At 68.2% G+C, this 23,568-nt stretch carries 23 protein-coding genes and 1 pseudogene; 8 read left to right on the top strand and 16 right to left on the bottom strand.

Annotated elements, in window-relative coordinates; translation table 11 throughout:
• The first annotated feature begins 35 nt into the window (after window positions 1-35).
• Window positions 36-794, top strand: coding sequence for a ribosome hibernation-promoting factor, HPF/YfiA family (hpf, locus tag TY25_RS19230; RefSeq protein ID WP_081868964.1), 759 nt, complete (start codon window positions 36-38; stop codon window positions 792-794).
• 122 nt (window positions 795-916) lie between these two features.
• On the opposite strand, the gene TY25_RS44155 is transcribed toward hpf, so the two are convergent.
• Window positions 917-1,057 carry a hypothetical protein gene (locus tag TY25_RS44155; RefSeq protein ID WP_236639129.1) on the bottom strand — a complete coding sequence of 47 codons (141 nt, stop codon included), beginning with the start codon at window positions 1,055-1,057 and terminating at the stop codon, window positions 917-919.
• A gap of 101 nt (window positions 1,058-1,158) precedes the next feature.
• Here TY25_RS44155 and TY25_RS44150 point away from each other — a divergent pair, with 101 nt between their 5' ends.
• Window positions 1,159-1,500 (top strand): hypothetical protein, encoded by a 342-nt coding sequence (locus TY25_RS44150; RefSeq protein ID WP_052383070.1) that lies wholly within the window; start codon window positions 1,159-1,161, stop codon window positions 1,498-1,500.
• 8 nt (window positions 1,501-1,508) lie between these two features.
• On the opposite strand, the gene TY25_RS40630 is transcribed toward TY25_RS44150, so the two are convergent.
• Both TY25_RS40630 and TY25_RS19215 read right to left on the bottom strand, forming a co-directional pair.
• Complete coding sequence (locus tag TY25_RS40630) at window positions 1,509-1,940, bottom strand: hypothetical protein (RefSeq protein ID WP_052383069.1); 432 nt, start codon at window positions 1,938-1,940, stop codon at window positions 1,509-1,511.
• Window position 1,941: 1 nt separating this feature from the next.
• The gene (locus tag TY25_RS19215; protein WP_029897372.1) at window positions 1,942-2,649 is read right to left on the bottom strand and encodes a helix-turn-helix domain-containing protein; all 708 of its coding nucleotides are present in this window, start codon (window positions 2,647-2,649) and stop codon (window positions 1,942-1,944) included.
• A 323-nt stretch (window positions 2,650-2,972) separates the two neighbouring features.
• Between TY25_RS19215 and TY25_RS19210 the strand changes: the two are divergent.
• Together TY25_RS19210 and TY25_RS19205 are read left to right on the top strand one after the other, a co-directional pair.
• Window positions 2,973-4,266 (top strand): annotated as a pseudogene (locus tag TY25_RS19210) (acetyl-CoA C-acyltransferase).
• Between the two features lie 46 nt (window positions 4,267-4,312).
• The gene (locus tag TY25_RS19205; RefSeq protein ID WP_042258148.1) at window positions 4,313-4,795 is read left to right on the top strand and encodes a GNAT family N-acetyltransferase; all 483 of its coding nucleotides are present in this window, start codon (window positions 4,313-4,315) and stop codon (window positions 4,793-4,795) included.
• Between the two features lie 457 nt (window positions 4,796-5,252).
• Here the strand turns inward: TY25_RS19205 and TY25_RS19200 are convergent, their stop codons facing one another.
• The 7 genes from TY25_RS19200 to TY25_RS19170 form a co-directional block, all read right to left on the bottom strand.
• Window positions 5,253-5,495 (bottom strand): hypothetical protein, encoded by a 243-nt coding sequence (locus TY25_RS19200; protein ID WP_042258147.1) that lies wholly within the window; start codon window positions 5,493-5,495, stop codon window positions 5,253-5,255.
• Between the two features lie 198 nt (window positions 5,496-5,693).
• Window positions 5,694-6,314, bottom strand: coding sequence for a 5,6-dimethylbenzimidazole synthase (gene bluB, locus TY25_RS19195; protein ID WP_042258172.1), 621 nt, complete (start codon window positions 6,312-6,314; stop codon window positions 5,694-5,696).
• 134 nt (window positions 6,315-6,448) lie between these two features.
• The gene (locus TY25_RS19190; protein ID WP_042258146.1) at window positions 6,449-7,705 is read right to left on the bottom strand and encodes a fatty acid desaturase family protein; all 1,257 of its coding nucleotides are present in this window, start codon (window positions 7,703-7,705) and stop codon (window positions 6,449-6,451) included.
• A gap of 279 nt (window positions 7,706-7,984) precedes the next feature.
• Window positions 7,985-9,424, bottom strand: a complete 1,440-nt coding sequence (locus tag TY25_RS19185) for a fatty acid desaturase family protein (RefSeq protein ID WP_042258145.1) — start codon at window positions 9,422-9,424, stop codon at window positions 7,985-7,987.
• 105 nt (window positions 9,425-9,529) lie between these two features.
• Window positions 9,530-10,729 carry a ferredoxin reductase gene (locus tag TY25_RS19180; protein WP_042258144.1) on the bottom strand — a complete coding sequence of 400 codons (1,200 nt, stop codon included), beginning with the start codon at window positions 10,727-10,729 and terminating at the stop codon, window positions 9,530-9,532.
• A 112-nt stretch (window positions 10,730-10,841) separates the two neighbouring features.
• Complete coding sequence (locus tag TY25_RS19175; RefSeq protein WP_014987801.1) at window positions 10,842-11,381, bottom strand: DUF6912 family protein; 540 nt, start codon at window positions 11,379-11,381, stop codon at window positions 10,842-10,844.
• A gap of 10 nt (window positions 11,382-11,391) precedes the next feature.
• Window positions 11,392-12,807, bottom strand: a complete 1,416-nt coding sequence (locus tag TY25_RS19170) for a WS/DGAT/MGAT family O-acyltransferase (RefSeq protein WP_042258143.1) — start codon at window positions 12,805-12,807, stop codon at window positions 11,392-11,394.
• On the opposite strand from TY25_RS19170, the gene TY25_RS44685 reads away from it, so the two are divergent.
• The 3 genes from TY25_RS44685 (at window position 12,739) to TY25_RS19155 (ending at window position 17,295) form a co-directional block, all read left to right on the top strand.
• Entirely contained in the window at window positions 12,739-13,527 is a 789-nt protein-coding gene (locus tag TY25_RS44685) for an Rv3235 family protein (RefSeq protein ID WP_369405386.1), read from the top strand. The genes TY25_RS19170 and TY25_RS44685 overlap by 69 nt on opposite strands.
• A gap of 235 nt (window positions 13,528-13,762) precedes the next feature.
• Window positions 13,763-16,627: a preprotein translocase subunit SecA gene (secA, locus tag TY25_RS19160; RefSeq protein ID WP_081868963.1), complete on the top strand. Its 2,865-nt coding sequence runs from the start codon at window positions 13,763-13,765 to the stop codon at window positions 16,625-16,627.
• 266 nt (window positions 16,628-16,893) lie between these two features.
• Window positions 16,894-17,295 carry a nuclear transport factor 2 family protein gene (locus TY25_RS19155; protein WP_042258140.1) on the top strand — a complete coding sequence of 134 codons (402 nt, stop codon included), beginning with the start codon at window positions 16,894-16,896 and terminating at the stop codon, window positions 17,293-17,295.
• 31 nt (window positions 17,296-17,326) lie between these two features.
• On the opposite strand, the gene TY25_RS19150 is transcribed toward TY25_RS19155, so the two are convergent.
• From TY25_RS19150 to TY25_RS19135, 4 genes are read right to left on the bottom strand one after another with little or no spacing between them, the layout of a single operon-like run.
• Window positions 17,327-17,803, bottom strand: a complete 477-nt coding sequence (locus TY25_RS19150; RefSeq protein WP_042258137.1) for a hypothetical protein — start codon at window positions 17,801-17,803, stop codon at window positions 17,327-17,329.
• 33 nt (window positions 17,804-17,836) lie between these two features.
• A complete protein-coding gene (gene rsgA / locus TY25_RS44145) occupies window positions 17,837-18,823 on the bottom strand; it encodes a ribosome small subunit-dependent GTPase A (protein ID WP_042258170.1) in 987 nt (328 codons plus the stop codon).
• The gene (gene aroA / locus TY25_RS44140) at window positions 18,820-20,121 is read right to left on the bottom strand and encodes a 3-phosphoshikimate 1-carboxyvinyltransferase (RefSeq protein ID WP_042258136.1); all 1,302 of its coding nucleotides are present in this window, start codon (window positions 20,119-20,121) and stop codon (window positions 18,820-18,822) included. The genes rsgA and aroA overlap by 4 nt, the downstream gene beginning before the upstream one ends.
• Window positions 20,122-20,160: 39 nt before the next feature.
• Window positions 20,161-21,669 carry an aldehyde dehydrogenase family protein gene (locus TY25_RS19135; RefSeq protein ID WP_042258135.1) on the bottom strand — a complete coding sequence of 503 codons (1,509 nt, stop codon included), beginning with the start codon at window positions 21,667-21,669 and terminating at the stop codon, window positions 20,161-20,163.
• A gap of 205 nt (window positions 21,670-21,874) precedes the next feature.
• On the opposite strand from TY25_RS19135, the gene TY25_RS19130 reads away from it, so the two are divergent.
• Entirely contained in the window at window positions 21,875-22,651 is a 777-nt protein-coding gene (locus tag TY25_RS19130; RefSeq protein WP_042258133.1) for an SOS response-associated peptidase, read from the top strand.
• Window positions 22,652-22,689: 38 nt separating this feature from the next.
• Here the strand turns inward: TY25_RS19130 and TY25_RS19125 are convergent, their stop codons facing one another.
• Window positions 22,690-22,965 carry a hypothetical protein gene (locus TY25_RS19125; RefSeq protein WP_042258131.1) on the bottom strand — a complete coding sequence of 92 codons (276 nt, stop codon included), beginning with the start codon at window positions 22,963-22,965 and terminating at the stop codon, window positions 22,690-22,692.
• A 72-nt stretch (window positions 22,966-23,037) separates the two neighbouring features.
• Window positions 23,038-23,532 carry a Cys-tRNA(Pro) deacylase gene (gene ybaK, locus TY25_RS19120; protein WP_042258129.1) on the bottom strand — a complete coding sequence of 165 codons (495 nt, stop codon included), beginning with the start codon at window positions 23,530-23,532 and terminating at the stop codon, window positions 23,038-23,040.
• Window positions 23,533-23,568: the final 36 nt, after the last annotated feature.

Below are 23,568 nucleotides of genomic sequence, written 5' to 3'. Positions count from 1 at the left end.
CAGTTCGCCTGTGCGGCCATATCCGGGAGGTACGCGTGACGACTTCTTCACGACCTTCAGTGCAAGATGCTGACCCTTCGGTGCTGGACGATCGCACCTTGGACGTGACCGAGCAACCCATTGCGGATCGACCCAGGACGCCCCGTGCGGACGTCGTGGTCAAAGGTCGCAATGTCGAGGTTCCGGATCACTTCCGAATCTATGTCGCGGAGAAACTCTCCAGGCTCGAACGCTTCGACCCGTCGATCTTCATCTTCGACGTCGAACTCTTCCACGAGCGAAACCGTAGGCAGCGCAAGAGTTGTCAGCGCGTCGAGATCACCGCACGCGGTAAGGGCCCCATCGTGCGCGCCGAGGCGTGCGCCGACAGCTTCTATGCCGCACTCGAATCGGTGACCGCGAAGCTGGAGAGCAGGCTGCGCCGCACCAAGGACCGGCGCCGGGTGCACTACGGCGACAAGACCCCAGTCTCCGTCGCCCAGGCCACCGCCGATCTGGTGGACGATTCCCTGTTCGCGATGCCGAACGGGTCGTCCGCGGCGCACGATCACCCCGACGGCGGCAACCACCACCGCCCCGAGAACACACCGGAGAACCCCGATTACGTGGCGGGACCCGGCCATATCGTCCGCACCAAGGTGCACACCGCGACTCCGATGTCCGTCGACGACGCCCTCTACCAGATGGAACTCGTCGGCCACGACTTCTTCCTCTTCCAAGACCGCGAGACCGACCGACCGTCGGTGGTCTATCGCAGGCACGCCTTCGACTACGGCCTGATCCGGCTCGCATAGAAGGTTCGCGTTTCCGTCCGCCGCTCCGGGTGTTCAGCGCGTTCGTTGGATACCCGGAGACGCTGACCTGATCGGTATCTCCGTTTCCCGCACGACAATCCGCTCGTCGCGCCGCGGTGCGCTCACCGGCGACGATCGCGGAAGAACGTCCGGTGCAGCAGGGAATCGCGACGAGGCGGGCGCATGGCGTGCAGCATGACCATATCGGCGAAGGTCTCCGCGTCGCGTTCCCGGCTGGTGCCGTAGTCGGTGCGGCCGAGCACGTGCGCGATGGATTCGGGGGAGATGGAGGGCAGCAGTTCCGCGACCGCGGCGACGGTGGGGCGGTCGGCTCCGGCCCGCCCTCGGTGGGCTGTTCCGGGCCGTGGCCGAGCAGCATATGGCCGAGTTCGTGCACGATGATGTGCTCGGCATGCCACTCGGTGGTGTCGGCGCCGTAGACGATCACGTCGCTGTCGTGCTTGGCGATCCACAGTCCGCTGCCGGTGCCGCAGCCGGTGCCCGCGAGCAGCGCGGTATCGATCGGCACCAGGCTGATGGGCCGGCCGCGATAGGCGGCGACATCGTCGAGATAGCTCGACAGCTTCCACGGGTGCGGTATCGGGACATCCCGGGTCAGGTTCCGGAACCGGGCCTGCATGGCCATGCGATTTCACTCCTACAGCAAGCTCAGTGCCCCCATGTAGGTCACGATGTTACCGACTGACTCGTCGGTCAGGTGCGGTCCGTGCTCTCGATGATCCGGGCCAGGATCGCTTGGTCCACATTCGAACCGCGCAGGGCGATGCTGGAGACGTTGGCGTCGCGCATGGTGGCGAGCAATTCGAGTTCCCGGTCGATCGCGCTGGCCGTCGGACCCGAGGTGGTCAGGTAGTCGGCCGCGACGCCGAAGCTCTGCGCGATCGCCGCGAGCACGTCGAGTTCGACTGTCGTGCCGGGAATCTCGCCGTCGAACTCGCCGCCGCGCAGGCGTTCCAGGTAGCTCGGCGTGATGACCCGGCTGAGGTACTCGCCGGCTTGTTCGGCGACGGTCGCGGTGCTGCGCTCGGGGGCCGAGCGCGGATGCACGACGGCGAACAGTCGATTGATCTTGTGACTCAGCGTGAGAGTCGCGCCGCTCGGCGCGTCGTCGGTCTTCTCCGTCACCTCAGTACCCGCCGTTTCGACTCGCGGTCGTGTCCACGTTGGCCGCCAGCCAGCGTGCCCGGAACTGTGCTTCTGTCGCAGCATCGACGTCCTCTGATCGTCCGGCCAGCCAGCGCCGGTATCGCCGTTCGTGAAGTTCGGTGGTGTCGCTGGTCTCCGCGGGCACCTCGAGCAGGTGCGCGAAGGCCATTTCGACGAGCGGGTGCAGCTGCCTGCCCGGGCCGCCGTTGCGTTCCAGCATGGCGGTCGCGTAGCGGGCCGACAGCTTGGAAACCACCTGGTTGAGTTCGCTGATCGCGGCGACCACCTGCGGGTGGGTGGTCCGGCCGTGTTCGACCGCGTCGTTGAGCCGGCCCGCGGCCGCGAGCAGACCGGTGAGGTCGGCCAGTTCGAAGCGGATCGAATCGGGCCCGGCCACGACGGACTCGCCGGGCTGCCGCGCGGCGGGTGCGGGCTCGTCGGCGGCCGGGGTGCCGCCCGCGTAGGTGCGCGCGGCGCTCCCCGGGAGCCAGCGCAGCGGCGCATCGAGTTTGTTCAGCGTGGTCGTGCTGATCGCGGCGTCGCCGTCTTCGATCTTGCGAATCGTCGGTGCCGAAGGTCCCCCGAGGTCGCCGATCTGTAACTGCGTGAGGCCGAGCTCGTCCCGGCGCTCCTTGATGATTCGGCCGAATCGCTTCTGGCGCCGCGACAGCTCCGAAGGGCTATGCATAGTGAGCTTCAGAGTAGAGCCCGACCGCGACAGAAAGCAAACCAATAGAAAAGGTTTGAAAAATCAGTAGAAATATTGCTACTGTTCTGACGCGCCGAAGTTTCAGCCGACATCGGTCTTGCGGAGTGTTCCGGGACGAGCAGGGGCGTTCGTCGGAACGGGCGCCTCCGGTCTGTTGCGCAACGGCGCGTGGCAGGCCGGGTTTCAGCGACGGTGGAGGGGATCGCCGCTGCTGCGCACGGGTCACCGTCGGCGAAGGGGGTCGACGGTGAACTTACTTAGGAGTAAGTTTGGTGGCCATAGATCTCTCGAAAGGAAATCGCATGGCCACCAAGGCTGCTCGCCGTGCCGTTATCGTGTCCGGTGCGCGCACGCCGTTCGTGCGTGCGTTCACCGGATACACCCGGATGGATTCCATCGCGCTCGCCGATGCCGCGGTCCGGGGCCTGCTGGAGCGCACCGGGCTGCCCCGGCGCCCAGGTAGAGGCCATCGTCTGGGGCGGGGTCATCCTGCCCAGCGCGGCGCCGAACATCGCCCGTGAGATCGCCCTGGACCTCGCGCTCGACCCCGGCTGCGAGGGCCACACCGTGACCAGGGCCTGCGCGTCCGGCCTGCAGGCGGTCACCTCCGCCGTGGCCGCGATCGAGCGCGGCGAATACGACATCATGATCGCCGGCGGCAGCGATTCCACCTCCAACGCCGAGGTGAAACTGCCGCAGTCGGTGGTGCACGCGGCGGCGCCGCTGGCGCTGGGCAAACCGAAGCCGAAGGATTACCTGACCGCGATCCGCCAGCTGGCGCCGTTCACCGATATCCTGCCGAGCCGGCCGAAGATCGCCGAACGCACCACCGGCGAGGTGATGGGGGAGTCGGCCGAGAAGATGGCCCGCATCCACGGCATCAGCCGCGCCGACCAGGACGAGTTCGCCGCCCGCTCGCATAATCGGGCCGCCGCCGCGATCGAATCGGGCCGGTTCGACGACGAGGTGCTGCGGGTCCGCACGCCCGAGGGCGTCGAGATCGACCGCGACGGACTGGTCCGCGGCAACACCAGCATCGAAAAACTGTCGAAACTGAAGCCGGTTTTCGCCGAAAACGGCACGGTGACCGCGGGCAACGCCAGCCCGCTCACCGACGGCGCGTCCGCCGTGCTGCTGATGAGCGAGGAGAAGGCCGCCGCGCTCGGTTACCGGCCGCTTGCCGCCTTCCGCTCGTGGAGCTACGTCAGTGTCGACCCCACCGACCAGGTGCTGATCGGCCCGGCGATCTCCATGCCGCGGGCGCTGGACAAGGCCGGAATGTCGCTGGGCGACATCGATTTCGTCGATATCCACGAGGCTTTCGCGGCGCAGACGCTCTCGGTGCTGTCGGCGCTGGCCAGCGCCGAGTGGGCCAAGACGCGGCTCGACCGGGAAACCGCCGTCGGCGAGGTGGATATCGACAAGCTCAATGTGCACGGCGGTTCGGTGTCGCTCGGTCACCCGTTCGGCGCCACCGGCGCGCGAATGGTGACCACGATGGCGAACGAACTGGCCAGCACCGGTAAGAACGCCGCGCTGCTCGGCATCTGCGCCGCGGGCGGCATCGGCGCCTCGGCCGTGCTGGAACGGGTCTGACCGAAAACCGGTTGAGCGGGCCCCGGTCGGCGCAGTACCAAGGTGTATGACCGAATCGACCGGGGCCGCGCCGCGGCGCATCGAGCTGCGCCGTATCGACCGCGAGAACCTCTACGCGGTATGCAGTTTGAGTGAGACGCTGAGCGCGCAGCAGCGTCCCATGGTGATCGACAACGGCATTTCCATTGCCGAGGCCCACTTTTCGGACTGCCTGTGGTTTCGCGCCGTCTACGCCGACGAGGCGCCCGCCGGATTCCTGATGGTGCATCTCGGGTTGGACGAGGACCACCCCGACCTGCGGGGTGTTTTCCTGTGGCGCTTCATGGTCGCGGGCCCGGCGCAGGGACGCGGGATCGGGCGGGCGGCGCTGCGCGCGCTCATCGATCGGCTGACGGCGCAGGGCACACGCGAGCTGTACACCAGCTACGCGACCGGGCCGGGCAGTCCCGCGGGGTTCTATCGGTCGCTGGGTTTCGTGCCGACGGGACGGATCCTGGACAACGAGCACGAGGTCGTGCTGCGCTGGTGAGCGCCCACCCTGGGATCACACCTGGCGCAGTGCCTTTCAGGTCGGCGCAGTGCTCTCGGGCTTGCGCAGTGCTCTCGGGCTTGCGCAGTGCTCTCGGGCTTGCGCAGTGCTTCGCTGGCGCTGTGCTTTCGGACTGGCGCAGTGCTTCGCTGGCGTAGTGCTTCAGGCTGGCCCAGCGTTTCGGTTGGCGCTGTGGTTTCGGGTTGGCGTAGTGCTTCAGGCTGGCGCAGCGTTTCGGTTGGCGCAGTGGTGCCGGGTTGGGGCGGTGCCTCGTTGGCGCAGCGTTTTCGGCTGGCGCAGTGGTTTCCGGACGGCGCAGCGCTTTCAGGTAGGCGTAGTGGTTTCGGGTTGGCGCAGAGTTTTCGGGTTGGCGCAGAGTTTTCGGGCTGGCGCAGCGTTCGGTCGGCGCGGTGCTTCGGGCTGGCGCACTGCGCTTTTCGGGCGATCCGGGTACGGGTCAGCGGTGCCGGGCGCGGGTGGGTGGTAGCAGCGGCAATGTGCCGTCCGCCGCGGGACGTGTCCGGAACACGTGGGTGTCGCGCTTCGGGGTCTGCGGTTTGCGGACCTCGTCGGCGATGATCCGCAGGCACGTGTCGTGGTTGGACTCGCCGGGGCGGCCCTCCCTGCGCAGGCGCAGCATTGCGTGTGCCAGATCGATGCCAAGCTCGTTCGACAGCCGGACGGCGTCGACATTGGCCATGGCAAACCTCCTGAGCCGAAGAACGCTGCATCCGAGATGGGTGCGTACAAGGACGTACCCAATTGATGAGCAGCTGAACCCCACGACCCCGACCCCCATGCCTCCGGTCGTGGCGCGGGGACGCAGACATTCTGCGCGGATGCACTGGGACACGCCGCACGACGCGCCGGAGTGTGCATCAAAATGCAATACAGCGAACTACTTTCGGTAGACCTCGTGGTGCACGGCCTCGGCCAGCGGACGCCCGGTGCGCCAGCCGAAGCGTTCCAGATCGGGGATCTGCTGGAAGCTGTGCACCGGTCCGGCGCATAGCCACGCGACCGGATGCACGCCCGGGGGCAGCCCGACGAGTTCGGCGAGGAATTCGGGCGCGTAGAACGACACCCAGCCGACCCCGATGCCCTCGGCGGTCGCGGCGAGCCAGAGATTCTGGATCGCGAGCACCGCGGAGAAGACGCCTGTCTCGGGGATGGTGGCGCGGCCGAGCACCTGCGGTCCGCCGCGGCCGGGATCGTAGGTCACCACGATCCCGGTGCCGCTCTCGACGATGCCCTCGATCTTGATCGGTTCGAAGGTCGCGGCCCGCTCCGGCGGGAGCGCGTCGCGGAACTCGACGCGCTTGTCCGCCACGTGCGCGGCGAAGGCGCGCAGCGTGGCCGGGTCCCGCACCACCACGAAATCCCAGGGCTGCGAATTACCGACGCTGGGCGCCCGGTGCGCGGCCTCCAGCAACCGCCACAGCGTGCTGTCGTCGAGCACCTCGCCGGTGAACTCCGCCCGCACGTCGCGCCGCAACCGGATCGCGTCGTAAACACTCAGACCGTCAGCACCCACGCGCTCAGTCAACCAGCCGGGTCCGCCGCAACGAACACGCACCCTTTCCGTGTTCGCGCACCCGCTGTGCCCAGCGGAAACGGGTGCGAGAGGACGGAAAGGGTGCGGGGGGAGGCGGTTCAGCCCGCGTATGCGGGGGTGCGGCGGTTCAGGCGGCGGCGTCCGGCGGCGAGGGCGGTGCGCAGGCCGCGCCGCTTACCGGTGACCGGGTCGATGGTGGCGACGGTGTTGCCCGCGAACTTGCGTTCCGAGGCGGTCTCGGGCGCATCGTCGGCGGTGTCGCGCAGGTACTTGTTCGGCAGCGAGAGCTTGAGGATGGTGCGCCAGGCCTTGAAGTACTGCACCGGCAGCGAGCCGGTGGTGTAGGGCAGGTCGTACTTCTCGGCGAGCTCCCGGACCCGGACCGCGATCTCGGCGTACCGGTTGCTCGGCAGATCGGGGAACAGGTGATGTTCGATCTGGTGGCTCAGATTGCCCGTCATGAAGTGGGTGAGCGGACCGCCGGAGATGTTGGCGCTGCCGAGCATCTGCCGCAGGTACCACTGGCCCTTGGTCTCGTTGTCGATATCGGCCTTGGTGAACTTCTCCGCGCCGTCGGGGAAGTGACCGCAGAAGATCACGGCGTTGGACCACACGTTGCGGATGGCGTTGGCGGCCAGGTTGGCGGTGAGCGTGGTGAGGAAGGCCGGACCGGTGAGGGCGGGGAAGATCACGTAATCCTTGAGGATCTGCTTGCCCATCTTGGTCAGCGCCTCGGTGCGCTTGCGGTCGAACTCGGCGCGCTCGGGCGTGCCCGGCTTGAACCGGCCCGCGGCCAGCTTGCCCAGCTCCATGTGCTGGATCGAGACGCCGTATTCGAACAGCAGCTGCAGCACCAGGTTGTAGATCGGGTTGCCCAGGTTGAACGGCTTCCACCGCTGGTCGCGGGTGACGCGCAGCAGGCCGTAGCCGATGTCGTCGTCCATGCCGAGCACATTGGTGTACTTGTGGTGCAGGTAGTTGTGCGTGTGCTTCCAGTGCTTGGCCGCGCCCGCGTTGTCCCATTCCCAGGAGCTGGAGTGGATTTCCGGATCGTTCATCCAGTCCCACTGGCCGTGCATGGTGTTGTGCCCGATCTCCATGTTCTCGATGATCTTGGCGGTGCTGAGCATGGCGACGCCGGCGATCCAGGCGGGCGGTAGGAAGCTGGCGAACAGGACGCCGCGGCCGCCGATCTCGAGGGCGCGCTGGAGCCGGATGACGTTACGGATGTAGTTCGCGTCGCGCGCACCGCGCGATTCCTCGATATCGCGACGAATCGCGTCGAACTCCGCGCCGAGTGCTTCCACGTCGGCCTCGGTGAGGTGTGCGTATTCCTTGACATCCGAGATCGCCATGGCGGTTACAGTACCGTAAGTTACGTGACCGTAGGTTACGAGCTGCGCCACCGCGGTGTGGCAAATCCCGCATTGCGAACACGATCGGAAGATGGTAATTGGGCGGCGTCCGCAGTGCGGCGTAAAGCCTTCTCCCGCATAGCCTTCCATCGCGGCCGTCAGTCACGCGGACGCTCGGTTTGCACCCGCGAGCCCGCTCCGCGCAAGCCGTGTGCTTCGTCTCCCGGCAGGCGGAGTGCGCACCGGTACCCGGGTGCGGGTACCGGTGTCCCGGGTCGGCTAGCGGCTACGCCGCAGTCGCCACAAAGCCCTCTCGCGTACGGCCTTTCGGCGCAGCGAAGCCTGCTCTTGGCGGGCTCGGTCCTGCAGGGCCTGGGTGGCCTCGCGCAGCACCACCTTTTCGTGCTCGGCCTTCTCCTTGAGGGCGCGCTTGGCCTCGCGCAGCATCTCCTTCTCCTGCTGGGCCTTCTCCTTCAGCACCACCTTGGCCTCGCGCAGGGCAGAGCGCAGGCCGCGGCGCTGCCCGGTTTCCGGGTCGACGCCGAGCCAGTGCGCCGTCTCCGCGCTGGGCAGCGACGGCAGCGTGATGCCCGCGAACTTGCGTTCCGAGGAGGTCTCGGGCGCGTTGTCGGAGGTGGCCTTCAGGAAGCGGTCCGGCAGGGCCAGCTTGTGGATGGTCCGGAAGGCGAGCAGGTACTGCTTGCCGAGCGAGCCCGTGGTGTACGGCAGGTCGTACTTGTCGCACAGTTCGCGCACCCGCACCGCGATCTCCGGGTACCGATTGCTCGGCAGGTCCGGGAACAGGTGGTGTTCGATCTGGTAGCAGAGATTGCCGCTCATGAACGCCATGGCGGGACCCGCCTTGAAATTGGCACTGCCGAGCATCTGCCGCAGATACCATTCGCCGCTGGTCTCACCCTCGAGCTGTTCGATGGTGAACTTCTCGGCGCCGTCGGGGAAGTGGCCGCAGAAGATCACGGCGTAGGCCCACAGGTTGCGGATCAGATTCGCGGTCGCGTTCGCCTTCAGCGTCGACTTGAACGCCGGGCCGGTGAGCGCCGGGTAGAGCAGGAAGTCCTTGGTCACCTGGCGGGCGATCTTGCGACCGAACTCCACGTTCGGCGGCGACATCACTTCCCAGCGCGGGGTGTCGGCCAGTTCCTTCTCGATGCTCCAGTCGTGCAGCGCGATGCCCCACTCGAAGGTGGCCGCGAGCACCAGGTTCGCCACCGGCTGCACCAGGTGGATCGGCTTCCACGGCTCGTCGCGGGTCATCCGCAGGATGCCGAAGCCGAGGTCCTCATCCTTGCCGAGCACGTTGGTATAGGTGTGGTGGGAGTAGTTGTGCGCCCGCCGCCACTGCGACGAGGGCCCCGTCATATCCCACTCCCAGGAGCTGGAGTGGATCTCCGGATCGTTCATCCAGTCCCATTGCCCGTGGCTGACGTTGTGCCCGAGCTCCATGTTCTCGATGATCTTGGCGACCGACAGCAACGCGGTGCCGGTGAGCCAGGCCCACCGGTTGCGGCTGCCGAACAGCACCGCACGCCCGGCCACCTCGAGGCCGCGCTGCGCGGCGATGGTGCGCCGGATGTACTTCGCGTCACGTGCGCCGCGCGACTGCTCCACCGAACGCCGGATCGAATCGAGTTCCTGCCCCAGTGTCTCGATGTCGGCCGCCGTGAGATGGGCGAACGCCTGAATATCGGTGATGGCCACCGGGGGTCCTTTCCCTACTCGATTTGCTTCGAGGGTACCCAAGGGTGCCCCGTGCTGCCGTGTCGTCGTCGCCGGGCCGCGTTGCCCGGCGCGCCGTGGCGTCGTCTAGACGTCGAGCGTGCAGTCCCCCGCCGCAGCGGAGATGCAGGTCTGCACCTTGTCGCCTTCGCGATGCTCGTCGCCGTTGCGCAGATCGCGCACGTAGCCGGAACTCAGTGTCACGACACAGGTTTGGCAGATGCCCATCCGGCAGCCGAACGGCATCTGCACGCCGGCCGACTCGCCCGCCTCCAGCAGACTGGTCGCGCCGTCCACCTCGACCGTCCGCCCGGTCTTGCCGAAACTGACCGTGCCGCCCTCGCCCACCGCGGAGCGCTCGATCTCGAATCGCTCGACGTGCAACTGGTCGGCCAGGCCGGCCTCGCGCCAGTGGTGCTCGATCTCGTCGAGCATCGCGGCCGGGCCGCAGGCCCAGGTCTGGCGCTCGCGCCAGTCGGGGAACTTCGTGTCCAGGTCGGCCAGCGCGAACTTGCCTTGCTCGCCGGTGAGGTGCAGGTGGGAGGTGAAACTCGCCGGGGGACGGTCGCCGACGGAGTCGGCGGGGTGGGTAGTGGCATACCGGTCGTGCAGATCGCGCAGCTCGGCGCCGAACATCACGTCCTGCGCGGTGCGCGCGGAGTGCAGGTGCACCACGTCGGTGACCAGATCGCGCCGGTCCATCGCCCGCAGCATCGCCATGACCGGGGTGATGCCGCTGCCCGCGGTGAGGAACAGCACCCGCTCCGGCGGCGGGTAGGGCAGCACGAAACCGCCCTGCGGCGCGGCCAGGCGCACCACGGTGCCGACCGGGACACCGCTGACCAGGTGGCTGGACAGGAAACCCTCCGGCATCGCCTTGACCGCGATCGAGATGACCCGTTTACCGCCGACGCCCGGGTCCGACCAGTTCGGCGGGCAGGTCAGCGAATAGGAACGCCAGTGCCAGCGGCCGTCGACGAGCACGCCGATGCCGATGTACTGACCGGGTTCGTATTTGAAGTCGAAGCCCCAGCCCGGCTTGATCACCAGGGTGGCCGAGTCGGCGGTTTCCTTGCGCACGTCCACGATTCGGCCGCGCAGCTCGCGCGCCGACCACAGCGGGTTGGCCAGGTGCAGGTAGTCGTCCGGCAGCAACGGGGTGGTGACCCGGGCCACGGCTCCCCGCAGCACGTTCAACTTGCCGCCGCGTTCGGCGACGCTCGCGGCCGGAGCTTCCAGCCACTCCCGCACGCCGCGCACGGAGAATCCCCCATTTTTCGAGCTCATCGCTGCCGTTCGTCTTCCTGTTCGTCGGATGCGCTGCCCACGCCACAGCAAGGTTACGGCATCGTAGGTTCGGCCGGGGAGCGCCTCGGGGCCGTGGTGCGGTGATCGCGGCTCAGAGCAATTCGAGCAGGAACGGCAGTTCCTGCGCGGCATACCAGGCGAGCTGGTGGTCCTCGGCGTCGCCGAGCACGAATTCGGCGTCGGTGTCGCCGAGGTCCGCGGCGTCCACCACGTCGACGGCCTTGGCCACCTCCGGTTCGGCCTGGGCCAGGTCGACGTGCACGCTGCCGATCTGGTCGTAGGTCAGCAGTCCCGGCAGCTTCACCACGGCGTCGTCGAGATCGGGCCGCAACTTGGCGCCGGTCACGTCGGCGGCGATCACCGCGCGCCGATAGACCGGCCGGCCGGTGGGCACCGGTTCGGCGTCGTCGGCCGGTTCGTCGAGATCGTCGCGTTCGGCGGCGAGCAGGCGCAGCGAGGCCCGCGCGGCCTCGCCCATCGCCACCTCGGCCAGCTCCTCGTCGTCACCCGAGGCGTAGGCCTCGCGCAGCGCCGGGGTCACCGCGAACGCGGTCCCGCCGACCGGGCGTAGTTCCCGGTTCGCGACGAGCTCGCGCAGCATCGGCACCGTAGCGGGAATGTAGACCCGCATTTTCTCCTGATCAGACGCAGGCACCGAGCATCTCCTCCATGGAATCGCGCACCGACGCGGCCAGCACGCCGATGTCGGCCATCGCGTCGCGGTCGGCGTTGAGTCCGTAGAAGACCCGTCCGTCGTAGGACGTGATCCCGATGCTCGAGGCCTGGTTGCGCAGCAGCGGCGACACCGGATACATCTCCAGCATCCGCGCGCCGCCGATATACATCGGCGTCTGCGGACCCGGCGCGTTGGTGATCACCAGATTGAACGTGTGCTCTGCGAACGTACTCGCCGCACGCACACTCATCGCATGCAGGCTCGCCGGAGCGAACCCGGCGAGATGGACCAGGGTCCGGGCCCGCACCCCGCGCCGCTGCCTGCCGTTGGCCTCGGTGGCGTGCGCGATGTGCGAGAGCCGCATCACCGGATTGGGCTCGCCGACCGGCAGGTCGATCAGGAACGAGGACACCTCGCTCGCCGGGTTGAGCCGGGCGCCGTCCACCCCGTCGACGTACACCGACATCGGCACCACGGCCCGCAGCGTGGTCGGCTCGGTGAGCGTCTCGCCCCGCGACAGCAGCCAGTTGCGCAACGCGCCGGTGACCACCGCGAGGATGACGTCGTTGATCGAGCAGTCGAAGCGCTTGCGGATCTTGCGGTAGTCCTCCAGTTCGGTCCGCACCACATCGAAGCGCCGGTTGCGCGAGATGCGCGCGTTGAGCGGGCTGTCCGGGGTGCCGCTCGCCGCCGCACGCACCGCGGTGACCACCGAGTCCACCGCCCGCCCGGCGGCGCCGATCACCGCGAACGCCTGCCCGCCCGCGTGCCGGGCCACCTCGAGTGCTTCGCGCGGCTGCGCGGCCAGGTGGGTCAGCGCGCCGAGCAGCAGTTCCATATCGTCGGGCTCGCGTGGGGCGCGCCACGCATCGTCGGCGAGTTCGCGCGGCGAGGGGCCCGCGTCGAGCACGACGTGCCCGATCTCCAGCGCGGTATCGCCGTCGACCAGCGCGGAATGCGTCTTGGTGAACAGCGCGCAGCGGCCGTCGGACAGACCCTCGATCAGGTACATCTCCCACAGCGGCCGGGTCTGGTCGAGCGGGCGCGAGGACAGCCGGGCGACCAGCTCGTGCAGCTGGGCGTCGGTGCCCGGCGCGGGCAGCGCGGAACGGCGGATGTGATAGGTGATGTCGAAGGCGCTGTCCTCCACCCAGACCGGGCGCCCGAGCGCGAGCGGGATCTCGCGCACCTTGCGGCGATAGCGGGGCACCAGCGAGAGGCGGGCCTCGACCAGATCGACGAGCCGGTCGTAGTCGAGCGCGGGGGCAGCCGAATCGGGATCGGTGTGCCGCAGGATCGCGAGGGAGCCGATATGGATCGGATTACTGCTCGACTCGAGCCGGTAGAAGGACGCGTCCTGCGGGGTCAGTCTCGTGATCACGCTGCCCGGTGCTCCTTTTCCGATGCCGTCTCACGCCCATTGTGCTGTCGCCCCAGCGATTCAGCTCGTCCGCTGTGGCGTATCCGGCGATATCGACATTCCCCTTTACCCGTCCTGGCTTCCGTGGCAGGCTGTCTGATTCGAGCTCGGGGACTCGATTCGATCACAGGGGGACATGGGATGCACAGTCGGCGACCGTCGCTTTCGCCCGCGCCACATATCGAACCGCCACTGGACCGGGATCGCGCGGCCGGGGAGCAGCCACGATCTGCCGCTTCGTCACCACGAGCCGCGTTGCCCTGCCGTCGCATGCCGTCACACAGCGGGTCTTCCGCACGGGCCGCGGGTCGACGCGCCCGGCACGACGGACGCCTTACATCGTACGGGACCGAGACCGAAACAGGTTCGGCGGCACATCGATTCGCGGAGAATTCGCTGCGGCTGGTGCTCGAGGTGCTCGACGGCAAGCGGGCGGTGGCGCAGGTGCGGCCGCTGACCTCCGCGTCGGTGTTCGCCGCGCTGGAGACGCTGGCCCGGACCGCACCGCGGGCCGCCGCCCTCGGGCCCGCGCAGCTGACCAAGATCGGCGTCGAACCCGCCGGGCCGAAAACCGCCGAGGTCTACGGCACCTACCAACGTGGCCACCGGATCTTCGCGGTCGCCGCGCGGGTCGCGTTGCATCGGGCGGGCTGGCAGCTGACCGCGTTCCGCGTACTGTGAGTACCAGGGCGGACGACACGGCAGGTGCCCCGGTGCCGGGTGACTACGCAGGCTCGTTCCTGCGGTGTGACCGAACACCGCTGCTTGTCGACGCCTACGATCGGCACCGCATTACCATGAACCGTGCAGCGGAATCCGCGCCCGGCGCGCGAGCCCGCACGCCGGCCGGGTGTCCACCCTCGGCCCGGCGCCGATCGACACGACTGACACACCGACCAGAGGACTGACGAGACCCGTGCCTGCGCTGACACTGACGAGGTTGCTACGGATTGGTGAGGGCCGCATGGTCAAGCGGCTCGCCAACTTCGCCGACCAGGTTCTCGAACTCGAGTCGGAGTACGAACAGCTCACCGACGCCGAGCTGCGCGGCAAGACCGACGAGTTCCGTGAGCGCTACTCCGACATGGTCGAAGAGGGGCACTCGGACCCGCTCGGTGCGCTGATGGCCGAGGCCTTCGCGGTGGGCCGGGAGGCCTCGTGGCGGGTGCTGAACCAGAAGCACTACAAGGTGCAGATCATGGGTGGCGCGGCGCTGCACACCGGCAACATCGCCGAGATGAAGACCGGTGAGGGCAAGACGCTCACCTCGGTGCTGCCCGCCTACCTCAACGCGATCAGCGGCGACGGCGTGCACATCGTCACCACCAACGACTATCTCGCCAAGCGCGACTCCGAGTGGATGGGCCGCGTGCACCGCTTCCTCGGGCTCGAGGTCGGTGTGATCCTGTCCGGCATGACGCCCGCGCAGCGGCGGGTGGCCTACGGCGCCGACATCACCTACGGCACGAACAACGAGTTCGGCTTCGACTACCTGCGCGACAACATGACGCACTCGCTCGACGATCTGGTGCAGCGCGGGCACAACTTCGCCGTGGTCGACGAGGTCGACTCCATCCTGATCGACGAGGCGCGCACCCCGTTGATCATCTCCGGCCCGGCCGACGCCTCCAGCAAGTGGTACGCCGAATTCGCGCGCATCGCACCGCTGTTGAAGAAGGACCTGCACTACGAGGTCGACATCAAGAAGCGCACCATCGGCGTGCACGAGGCGGGCGTCGAGTTCGTCGAGGATCAGCTCGGCATCGACAACCTGTACGAGGCGGCCAACTCGCCGCTGGTGAGCTACCTGAACAACGCCATCAAGGCCAAGGAGCTCTACACCCGCGACAAGGACTACATCGTCCGCGACGGCGAAGTGATCATCGTCGACGAGTTCACCGGTCGCATCCTGGTGGGCCGTCGCTACAACGAGGGCATGCACCAGGCGATCGAGGCCAAGGAAGCCGTCGAGATCCAGCCGGAGAACCAGACCCTCGCGACGATCACGCTGCAGAACTACTTCCGCCTCTACGACAAGCTGTCCGGCATGACCGGTACCGCCGAGACCGAGGCCGCCGAGCTGCACCAGATCTACAACCTCGGCGTGGTCCCGATCCCGACGAACAAGCCGATGATCCGTCAGGACCAGTCCGACCTGATCTACAAGACCGAAGAGGCCAAGTTCGCGGCCGTGGTCGACGACGTCACCGAACGGCACGAACGCGACCAGCCGGTGCTGATCGGTACCACCAGCGTCGAGCGCTCGGAGTACCTGTCCAAGCAGTTCACCAAGCGCGGCATCGCGCACACCGTGCTGAACGCCAAGTTCCACGAGAACGAGGCCGCGATCATCGCCGAGGCCGGTCGGCCGGGCGCGGTGACCGTCGCGACGAACATGGCCGGCCGCGGTACCGACGTCGTGCTCGGCGGCAACCCGGACATCATCGCCGACCTCATCCTGCGCAAGGAGGGCCTGGACCCGGTGGAGACGCCGGACGCCTACCAGCAGGCCTGGTTGCCGACGCTGGAGCAGGTCAAGTCGCAGACCAAGGCCGACGCCGACCGGGTGCGCGAGGCGGGCGGGCTCTACGTGCTCGGCACCGAGCGGCACGAGTCGCGTCGTATCGACAATCAGCTGCGCGGTCGTTCCGGCCGTCAGGGTGACCCCGGCGAGTCGCGGTTCTACCTGTCGCTGGGTGACGAGCTGATGCGCCGCTTCAACGGCGCCGCGCTGGAAGCGATCATGACCCGGCTCAACCTGCCCGACGATGTGCCGATCGAGGCCAAGATGGTCTCCAAGGCGATCAAGAGCGCGCAGACCCAGGTCGAGCAGCAGAACTTCGAGATCCGCAAGAACGTGCTCAAGTACGACGAGGTGATGAACCAGCAGCGCACCGTCATCTACGGCGAGCGCAACCGGATCCTGCGCGGCGAGGACATGGAGGGCCAGGTCCAGGAGATGATCACCGACGTGATCACCGCCTATGTCGACGGCGCCACCGCCGAGGGGTACGTCGAGGACTGGGATCTGGACAAGCTGTGGACCGCGCTCAAGACGCTGTACCCGGTGCGCATCCGGCACCAGGATCTGACCGGGGAGACCGCCGTCGGCGACGCCGGTGACCTGACCCGCGAGGAACTGCTGGACGCGCTGCTCGACGACGCGCACGACGCCTACGAGCGGCGCGAGGCCGAGATCGACGGGCTGGCCGGTCAGGGCAGCATGCGCAATCTCGAACGGCAGGTGCTGCTTTCGGTGCTGGACCGCAAGTGGCGCGAGCACCTCTACGAGATGGACTACCTCAAGGAGGGCATCGGCCTGCGCGCGATGGCGCAGCGCGACCCCCTGGTGGAGTACCAGCGTGAGGGCTTCGACATGTTCTCGGCGATGCTCGAGGGCCTGAAGGAGGAGTCGGTCGGCTTCCTGTTCAACCTGCAGGTCGAGGTGCAGCAGCCGCAGCCCGAGGGCGTCTCGATCGACGCGGGCCTGCGCTCGCCGGTCGGCGCGATGTCCGCGCCGCGTCCGCTGCCCACCGAGGAGGCCCCGGCCGGCAACGGTAGCGCCGCCCCGGCGGCCTTGCGCGCCAAGGGCATCGACGACCCCAACCGTCGTGGCTTCAGCTACTCGGGCCCCACCGAGGGCGGTGGCCGCGCGGTGCACAGCGACGCCGAGGAGTACGGCGACGAGGACACCGGCAACACCACCCGGCGCGAACGCCGCGAGGCCGCCCGCGCCCAGTCCAAGCCCAAGCGCGCCCCCAAGCCGCGCCGCCGGCACTGAGATAACTCGAACACGAAAGCGCCCTGGGACTTCGGCCCGGGGCGTTTTCTGTTTCTCCGGCACGAGCAAACCCGTTGCCCAGTTGGTGATTTCGGTCAGTGGCTCGGTACGGAGCCGAAGCTCCGCCGGTTCGACCCGGACGGGAACCGGATCAGCCTGCATCAGGCGCCGAAGCTGACCGCGGCCCCGCGGGTCGGTGCGTTGGGGTGGGGGATTTGCGGCGGAATGCGCACGCGGGAGCGGGAAGCGGCGTAACTTGGCCCGGCGTGGACCGGAGCACAGTGCAGGCATGGGTCGGCGCGTACGAACGGGCTTGGCGGGAGCCGGGTACCGAGCACCTCGGCGACCTTTTCGCCCCTGACATCGGATATCTCGTTTCCCCGTGGGCCGAACCGCTCACGGGGCTACCCGAGCTCGCGAAGTTCTGGGAGGCCGGTCGCGACGGTCCGGACGAGTCGTTCACGATCGAGCCCGAAGTGGTCGCCGTCGACGGTGTCACCGCGGTGGTCCGAGCCGAGGTCGACTATCCCGAGCAACCGGCTCGCTGGCGCGACCTGTGGATACTGCGCTTCGACGACCAGGGCCGCTGCACCTGGTTCGAGGAGTGGCCGTTCGCGCCCGGCCAGCCCGACGGTCAGGACCAGTCGCGCGCCGCGCTCTCCGACTGAAAGATGATCACTGGGGAAGGTCCCCAGCTGATCAATGGTCCCGGCGCCGCGGCAGGTCGGCACAGTCCGCCGCGGTCCAGTCGGCGGCGAGATCCGCGCAGGTGACCATGACGGTGCCGGTGTGGAAGACGAGTTCGTGAGTGCAGCCGTCCGGATGCGGCAGGATTTCGTCGAGGATCAGTTCGTGGAATCCGGTTCGTCCCGGATCGCCGAGCGTGACGACGCGGTCCGTCGGCGCGGTGTAGCGGATGATCAGGTCTTCGTCGTGTTTCCAGCAGTTGTGCCGGAGCCGGAGCTCGACCCCGGTGTCGGTGTCCCGGATGTCCAGGAACTTCAAGTCTTTCACGCAGCGCTTGCCGTAGAAGTCGTAATGCTCCGGATCGGTAGCGAAAGCCCTTGCGCCCTTTGGTAACTCGGCGGCCAGCTCGGGCAGCCGCCGCAGGTAGGGCTCGGGGCTGATCACCCCGGTGATCTCGCCGACCGTCGCATTCAGATCGACGTAACGCATGGACGGCAGTGTAGAGCCGGGAGTGCTTGGCGGCTAATAGTTTTCGTTGCTGTTCAGGGCGTTGAGCAGGACGCGGATGGCGGCGACGCGGCGCTCTTTGCCCGGGAGTTGGTCCAGGGCGCACTCCGGGTCGGCGGGCGGGCCGAGGTGGGTGCAGCCGCGGGGACAGTCCTCGATGGCGGCGGCGAGGTCGCTGAAGGCGGCGACCACGTCGTCGGGGGTGATGTGGGCCAGGCCGAAGGAACGCACGCCGGGGGTGTCGATCACCCAGCCGCCCGCGGGCAGCGGCAGCGCCACCGACTGGGTGGAGGTGTGCTTGCCCTTGCCGACTCCGGACACCGCGCCGACGGCCCGATACGCGTCCGGCACAAGACGATTCACCAGCGTCGACTTGCCGACGCCGGAGTGTCCGATAAACGCGGTGAGCCGATCGTGCAGCAGTTCGAGCACCGGTTCCAGCGGATCCTCGATCCCGCCGTAGACGATGGTGAGATCGAGATCCTCGAAGGCGGCCGCGAATTCGGATGCGGCGTCCAGATCGTGCTTGGTCAAGCACAGCACCGGCCGCAGCCCACCGGCGAACGCCGCGACCATGCAGCGCTCGACGAAACCGGTGCGCGGCGGCGGGTCGGCGAGGGCGACGACGATGAACAGCTGCTCGGCGTTGCCGACCACGATGCGTTCGAACGGATCGGTGTCATCGGCGGTGCGCCGCAACACCGTTCGGCGATCGGTGACCCGCACGATGCGGGCCAGCGTATCGGGTTTGCCGGACAGGTCGCCGACCACGTCCACCTGATCGCCGACCACGATGGGCGTGCGGCCGAGTTCCCTGGCCCGCATGGCGACGATCTGCTTGCCCGGATCCCCGCCGAGCACACAGCCCCAGCGGCCCCGATCCACCGACACCACCATGGCGGGTTCGGCATCATTGTGCTGCGGACGGGTTTTCGTGCGCGGTCGCGAACTCTTGCCCGGGCGCACCCGGACGTCGGATTCGTCGTACTCGCGCTTTCTCAGTGCGCCGCCTCCTGATCGGCCGACGTGGAGTCGAGCATCTGCTGCCACAGCGCGACGAAATTCGGCAGCGTCTTCGCGGTGGTGCCGATGTCCTCGATCTCGATGCCGGGCACGCGCAGGCCGAGAATGGCTCCGGCGGTTGCCATCCGGTGATCGGCGTAGGAGTGCCAGCGTCCGCCGTGCAGTGTGGCGGGCACGATCTCGAGTCCGTCCTCGGTCTCGGTGACCTTGCCGCCGAGCCGGTTGATCTCGGTGGACAGCGCGGCGAGGCGGTCGGTTTCGTGGCCGCGCAGGTGCGCGATGCCGCGCAGCACGGAGGGGGAGTCGGCCAGGGCGGCCAGCGCGGCGACGGTGGGCGTGAGCTCGCCGACGTCGTGCAGGTCGATGTCGATGCCGGCCAGCCGATCCGGGCCGTGCACGGTGAGCACGCCGTCGAAGATGCGTGCCTCGGCGCCCATCCGCACCAGGATCTCCCGGATCACGTCGCCCGGTTGCGTGGTCAGCCGCGGCCAATGCGGGATGCGCACCTCGCCGCCGGTGACCGCGGCGGCCGCGAGAAACGGTGTCGCATTGGACAGGTCGGGTTCGACATCCCATTCCACCGCGCGGATCGGGCCCGGCGTGACGACCCAGGTCTGGGCCTGGCGGCTGTCCGCAGGCGTCTGCACCTGTACGTCCGCGCGGCGCAGCATCTCGACGGTCATCTCGATGTGCGGCATCGAGGGCAGCGCCTTGCCGTCGTGGTGCACGGTCAGACCCTCGTCGAACCGAGCCGCGGACAGCAGCAGACCCGAGACGAACTGGGAGGACCCGGACGCGTCGATCGTGACGGTGCCGCCGCGCAGCGCGCCTTTGCCGTGCACCGTGAAAGGCAGTGCGTCCCCGTCGATTTCGGCGCCGAGGTGGCGCAGCGCGGCCAGGATCGTGCTGAGCGGGCGGACCCGGGCCTGCGCGTCGCCGTCGAAGGCGACCTCGCCCGCGGCCAGGGCGGCCACCGGCGGCAGGAACCGCATCACGGTGCCCGCGAGCCCGCAGTCCACGGTGCCGCCGCGCAGCGTGGCCGGGGTGACGGTGAGCGTGTCACCGTCACCCTCGACGACCGCGCCCAGCGCACTGAGCGCCGCGATCATCAGGTTGGTGTCGCGGCTGCGCAGCGCCCCGGACAGGGTCGAGGGCCCGTCCGCCAGGGCGGCCAGGATCAATGCCCGGTTCGTGATCGATTTCGACCCGGGCAGGGTCACGGTCGCGTGCACAGGGACATCGACATGGGGCGCTGGCCAGAAACTCACGTGTTCCATCTTCTCAGCTCGCCCCGACGGACACGCGGGCGGTGTTCGCTACTTGTGCCGTCCGTGGATGAAGGGGACCAGCTTGCGCAGCAGCTTCATGGTGGACTGGGTACGCGAGTAACTGAGCAGCGCCATGCCGGGAATCGCGAAGCGCTGCACCGCGATCGCGTGCGGGCGAGAGAACTCGCGCAGGCCCGGCTCGCCGTGGATGCGGCCGATGCCGGAGTCGCGGACGCCGCCGAACGGCAGGCCGGGAATGGCCGCGAAGGCGAGCACCGAGTTCACCGAGGTGGCTCCGACGTGCAGCCTGCGCGCGATGTCGAGCCCGTTCTTCTTCGAGTAGACCGCCGAGGACAGCCCGTACCGGTTGTTGTTAGCCAGCTCGACCGCCTCGTCCACGCCGTTCACGGTCCGGATGGTGACCGTCGGGCCGAAGGTCTCCTCCTGTACGGCCTGCGAGTTCTCGTCCACGTCGAGCAGCACGACCGGTTCGATGAACGGCGCCTTCACCGATTCCGGGCCGCCGAGCACGGCGGTGCCGCCGTTCTTCAGCGCGTCGTCGATGTGCTTGCGCACGATGTCGATCTGGCTCGGCATGGTCATCGGGCCGTACGCCGCGCCCTCGCCCGCGCCGGGGCCGACCTTCTCCAGGATCTTCTTGAGTTCGGCGACGAATTCCTCGCGCACCGACCGGTCGACGTACACCCGCTCCACGCCCGCGCAGGTCTGCCCGCTGTTGGCGGTGGCGCCCCAGGCGACCGCGTCGGCGGCGGCCTTCACGTCGGCATCACCCGCGACGATCACCGCGTCCTTGCCGCCGCATTCGAGCAGCACCGGGGTCAGGTTCTCGGCGGCCGCCGCCATGATCCGCTTGCCGGTCGCGGTGGAGCCGGTGAACGCGATCTTGTCGATATCGGCCTTGACCAGCGCCGCCCCGGTCGCACCGTAACCGTTGATGCTGATGAACACGCCTTCGGGCAGTTCCGGATTGGCCTTGGCGAACGCCTCGGCGAGGAAATTGCCGATGCCGGTGGAGTATTCGCTCGGCTTGAACACCACGGTGTTGCCCGCGGCCAGCGCGTAACCGATGGAGCCGTTCGGGGTGTAGACGGGATAGTTCCACGGGCCGATGACGCCGACGACCCCGAGCGGGCGCTGCTCGACCCGGGCGGCGAAGTTCGACATGAACGCGCCGGGTGCGACCTTCTTCGGCGAGAGCAGCTTCTTGGCGTTCTTGGCCGCCCAGGCGATGTGCTCGAGCGCGAGCATCAGTTCGAGGAAGGCGTCGTCGAGTGGTTTGCCGTTCTCGGCGTGGATCAGCCGGCAGAATTCGTCCGAATCCGCGACCAGCCGGCTCGACCAGCGCAGCAGGTGGGTGCGCCGCTCGTCGAAGCTCAGCGCGCCCCAGGTGGCGGCGGCGGTCCTGGCCTTCGCCACGGCCGCCCGCACCGCCGCCTCGTCGGCGATCGGGTACGTGCCGATGACCTCGCCCGTGGCGGGATTGACCGACGTGAGTGCCGTGTCGTGGTCGGCCGGTTTGATGTCGGTGGATGTCACGGTGAGTCTTCTCCTCTTGCCGGTGGATGCTCGGGCGACGGGGCCCGCGGTGTCCAGGCGGTGGCCGGTCGGTGCGCATGCGTCAGCGGACGGGCACGATGAACCCCCATCCTCTGAGAGAATGTTAGGTCAAAACTCTCAACAGGTCACCAGCTATGGACCAATTGTCCATGAGGTTGTCGGTGCGGGGTGGAAGTATCGAGATATGTGCGGACGATATGCGACCACGACAGATCCCGGCCGGCTCGCGGTCGAGCTGGATGCGATCGATGAGACCGACACCGCGAGCAACTACACCAATTACAACGTCGCGCCGACGACCCAGATCCTCACCGTGGTCGAGCGGCACGAGCACGGTCGCAAGGACGACGAGCCGAAGCTGCGCCTGCGCCGGATGCGCTGGGGGCTGATCCCGGTGTGGACCAAGGCCGCCGAGCCGGGCGTACCGGTGAAGGGCAAGCCGCTGTTCAACGCCCGCGCGGACAAGGCCGCGACCACCAATTCGTTCCGCGACGCCGTGAAGTACCGGCGCTGCCTGGTGCCGATGGACGGTTGGTACGAATGGGTGGTCGAACCCGAGGCGGGCGCCAAGGGCAAGGTGGCCAAGCATCCGTTCTTCATGGCGCAGGCCGACGGCTCGCGGTTGTACATGGCGGGACTGTGGTCGGTCTGGCGTGATCGCACGCTGCCCGACAGCGAGCCGCTGCTGTCGTGCGCCATCCTGACCACCGACGCGATCGGCGACCTGACCCGCATCCACGATCGGATGCCGCTGCCGATGCCGCGCGAGCACTGGGACGCCTGGCTCGATCCGGACCACCCCGCGCCCGCGAACCTGCTGGAGACGCCCGGCGAGGAGGTCATCGCGGGCATCGTGGCGCGGCCGGTCCCGTCGCTGGTGAACAGCGTGAAGAACAACGGGCCCGAACTGCTCGCGCCGGTGTCGGCGAAGGAAGAAGCCGAGCAGATCAGCTTGCTCTGATCCGCTCGGCTCTGCGACTCGTCACCTGCAGGACTCGGTCAGATCGAGCACTTCACCGACGGGCTCGCGATGTTCAACCCGCATTTCACGATGCCGGTGACCAGGTCGATCACCTTGGTGGTCACGGTGCCGCCGAGTTTCTCGGCCTTGTCGGCCTGCTTGTCCGGGCTCTCGGTGGCGCTGTCATCGATCTGGGTCGCGGCGGGCGGGGCCGGCTGGGCCACGGCGCTGCCCGGCGCCGCCACGCCGCAGGCCAAGGCGAAGGTTCCGAGCAGGGCGACGATCATGGAGCGCACACGCAGTGGCGCGGACATTTCGCATCACATCCTCGAGTCGGACGAATCTGGCTCGTCCATTGACGCACAGGTTGTCGCGAATTCCCGGTTTTACACCGTCCGTATCGTGGCGGTCACCGCCGCGGCCAGCCGGATCAGCTCGGCGGGGGCCACCTCGAGCTCGAGCCCGCGCCGTCCGGCGCTGCACAGGATCCGGTCCCAGGACAGGGCGGAGTCGTCGATCACGGTCGGCAACGGTTTGCGCTGTCCGAGCGGGGAGATCCCGCCGAGCACGTAGCCGGTGCTCCGCTCGGCCTTCACCTTGTCCGCCATGCTCGCCTTCGGCGCCCCCAGCGCGGCCGCCGCGGCCTTGAGCGACAACGTGTTCGGCACCGGCAGCACGGCGACCGCGAGCGTCCCGGTGGACAGTTCGAGCACCAAGGTCTTGAAGACCTGCGCCGCGACCACCCCGAGGTGGTCCGCGAGCGCGTCCACCGCCTCGGTCCCGAACGAGTCGGCCCGCGGATCGTGGGTGTAGGCGTGCACGCGGTGTTCGACTCGCGCCTTGGTCAGCACACGCACCGCCGGTGTAGAGGCTCCTGCCATGGCGCACACCTTAACGGCGCGTCCTGGCCGTGTGGC

The organism is Nocardia brasiliensis NBRC 14402 (genome assembly GCF_000308475.2).
GTDB classification, from domain to species: domain Bacteria; phylum Actinomycetota; class Actinomycetes; order Mycobacteriales; family Mycobacteriaceae; genus Nocardia; species Nocardia brasiliensis.
Note: the sequence above shows the minus strand (reverse complement) of the source record. Positions and strands in the feature narration are given on the sequence as shown.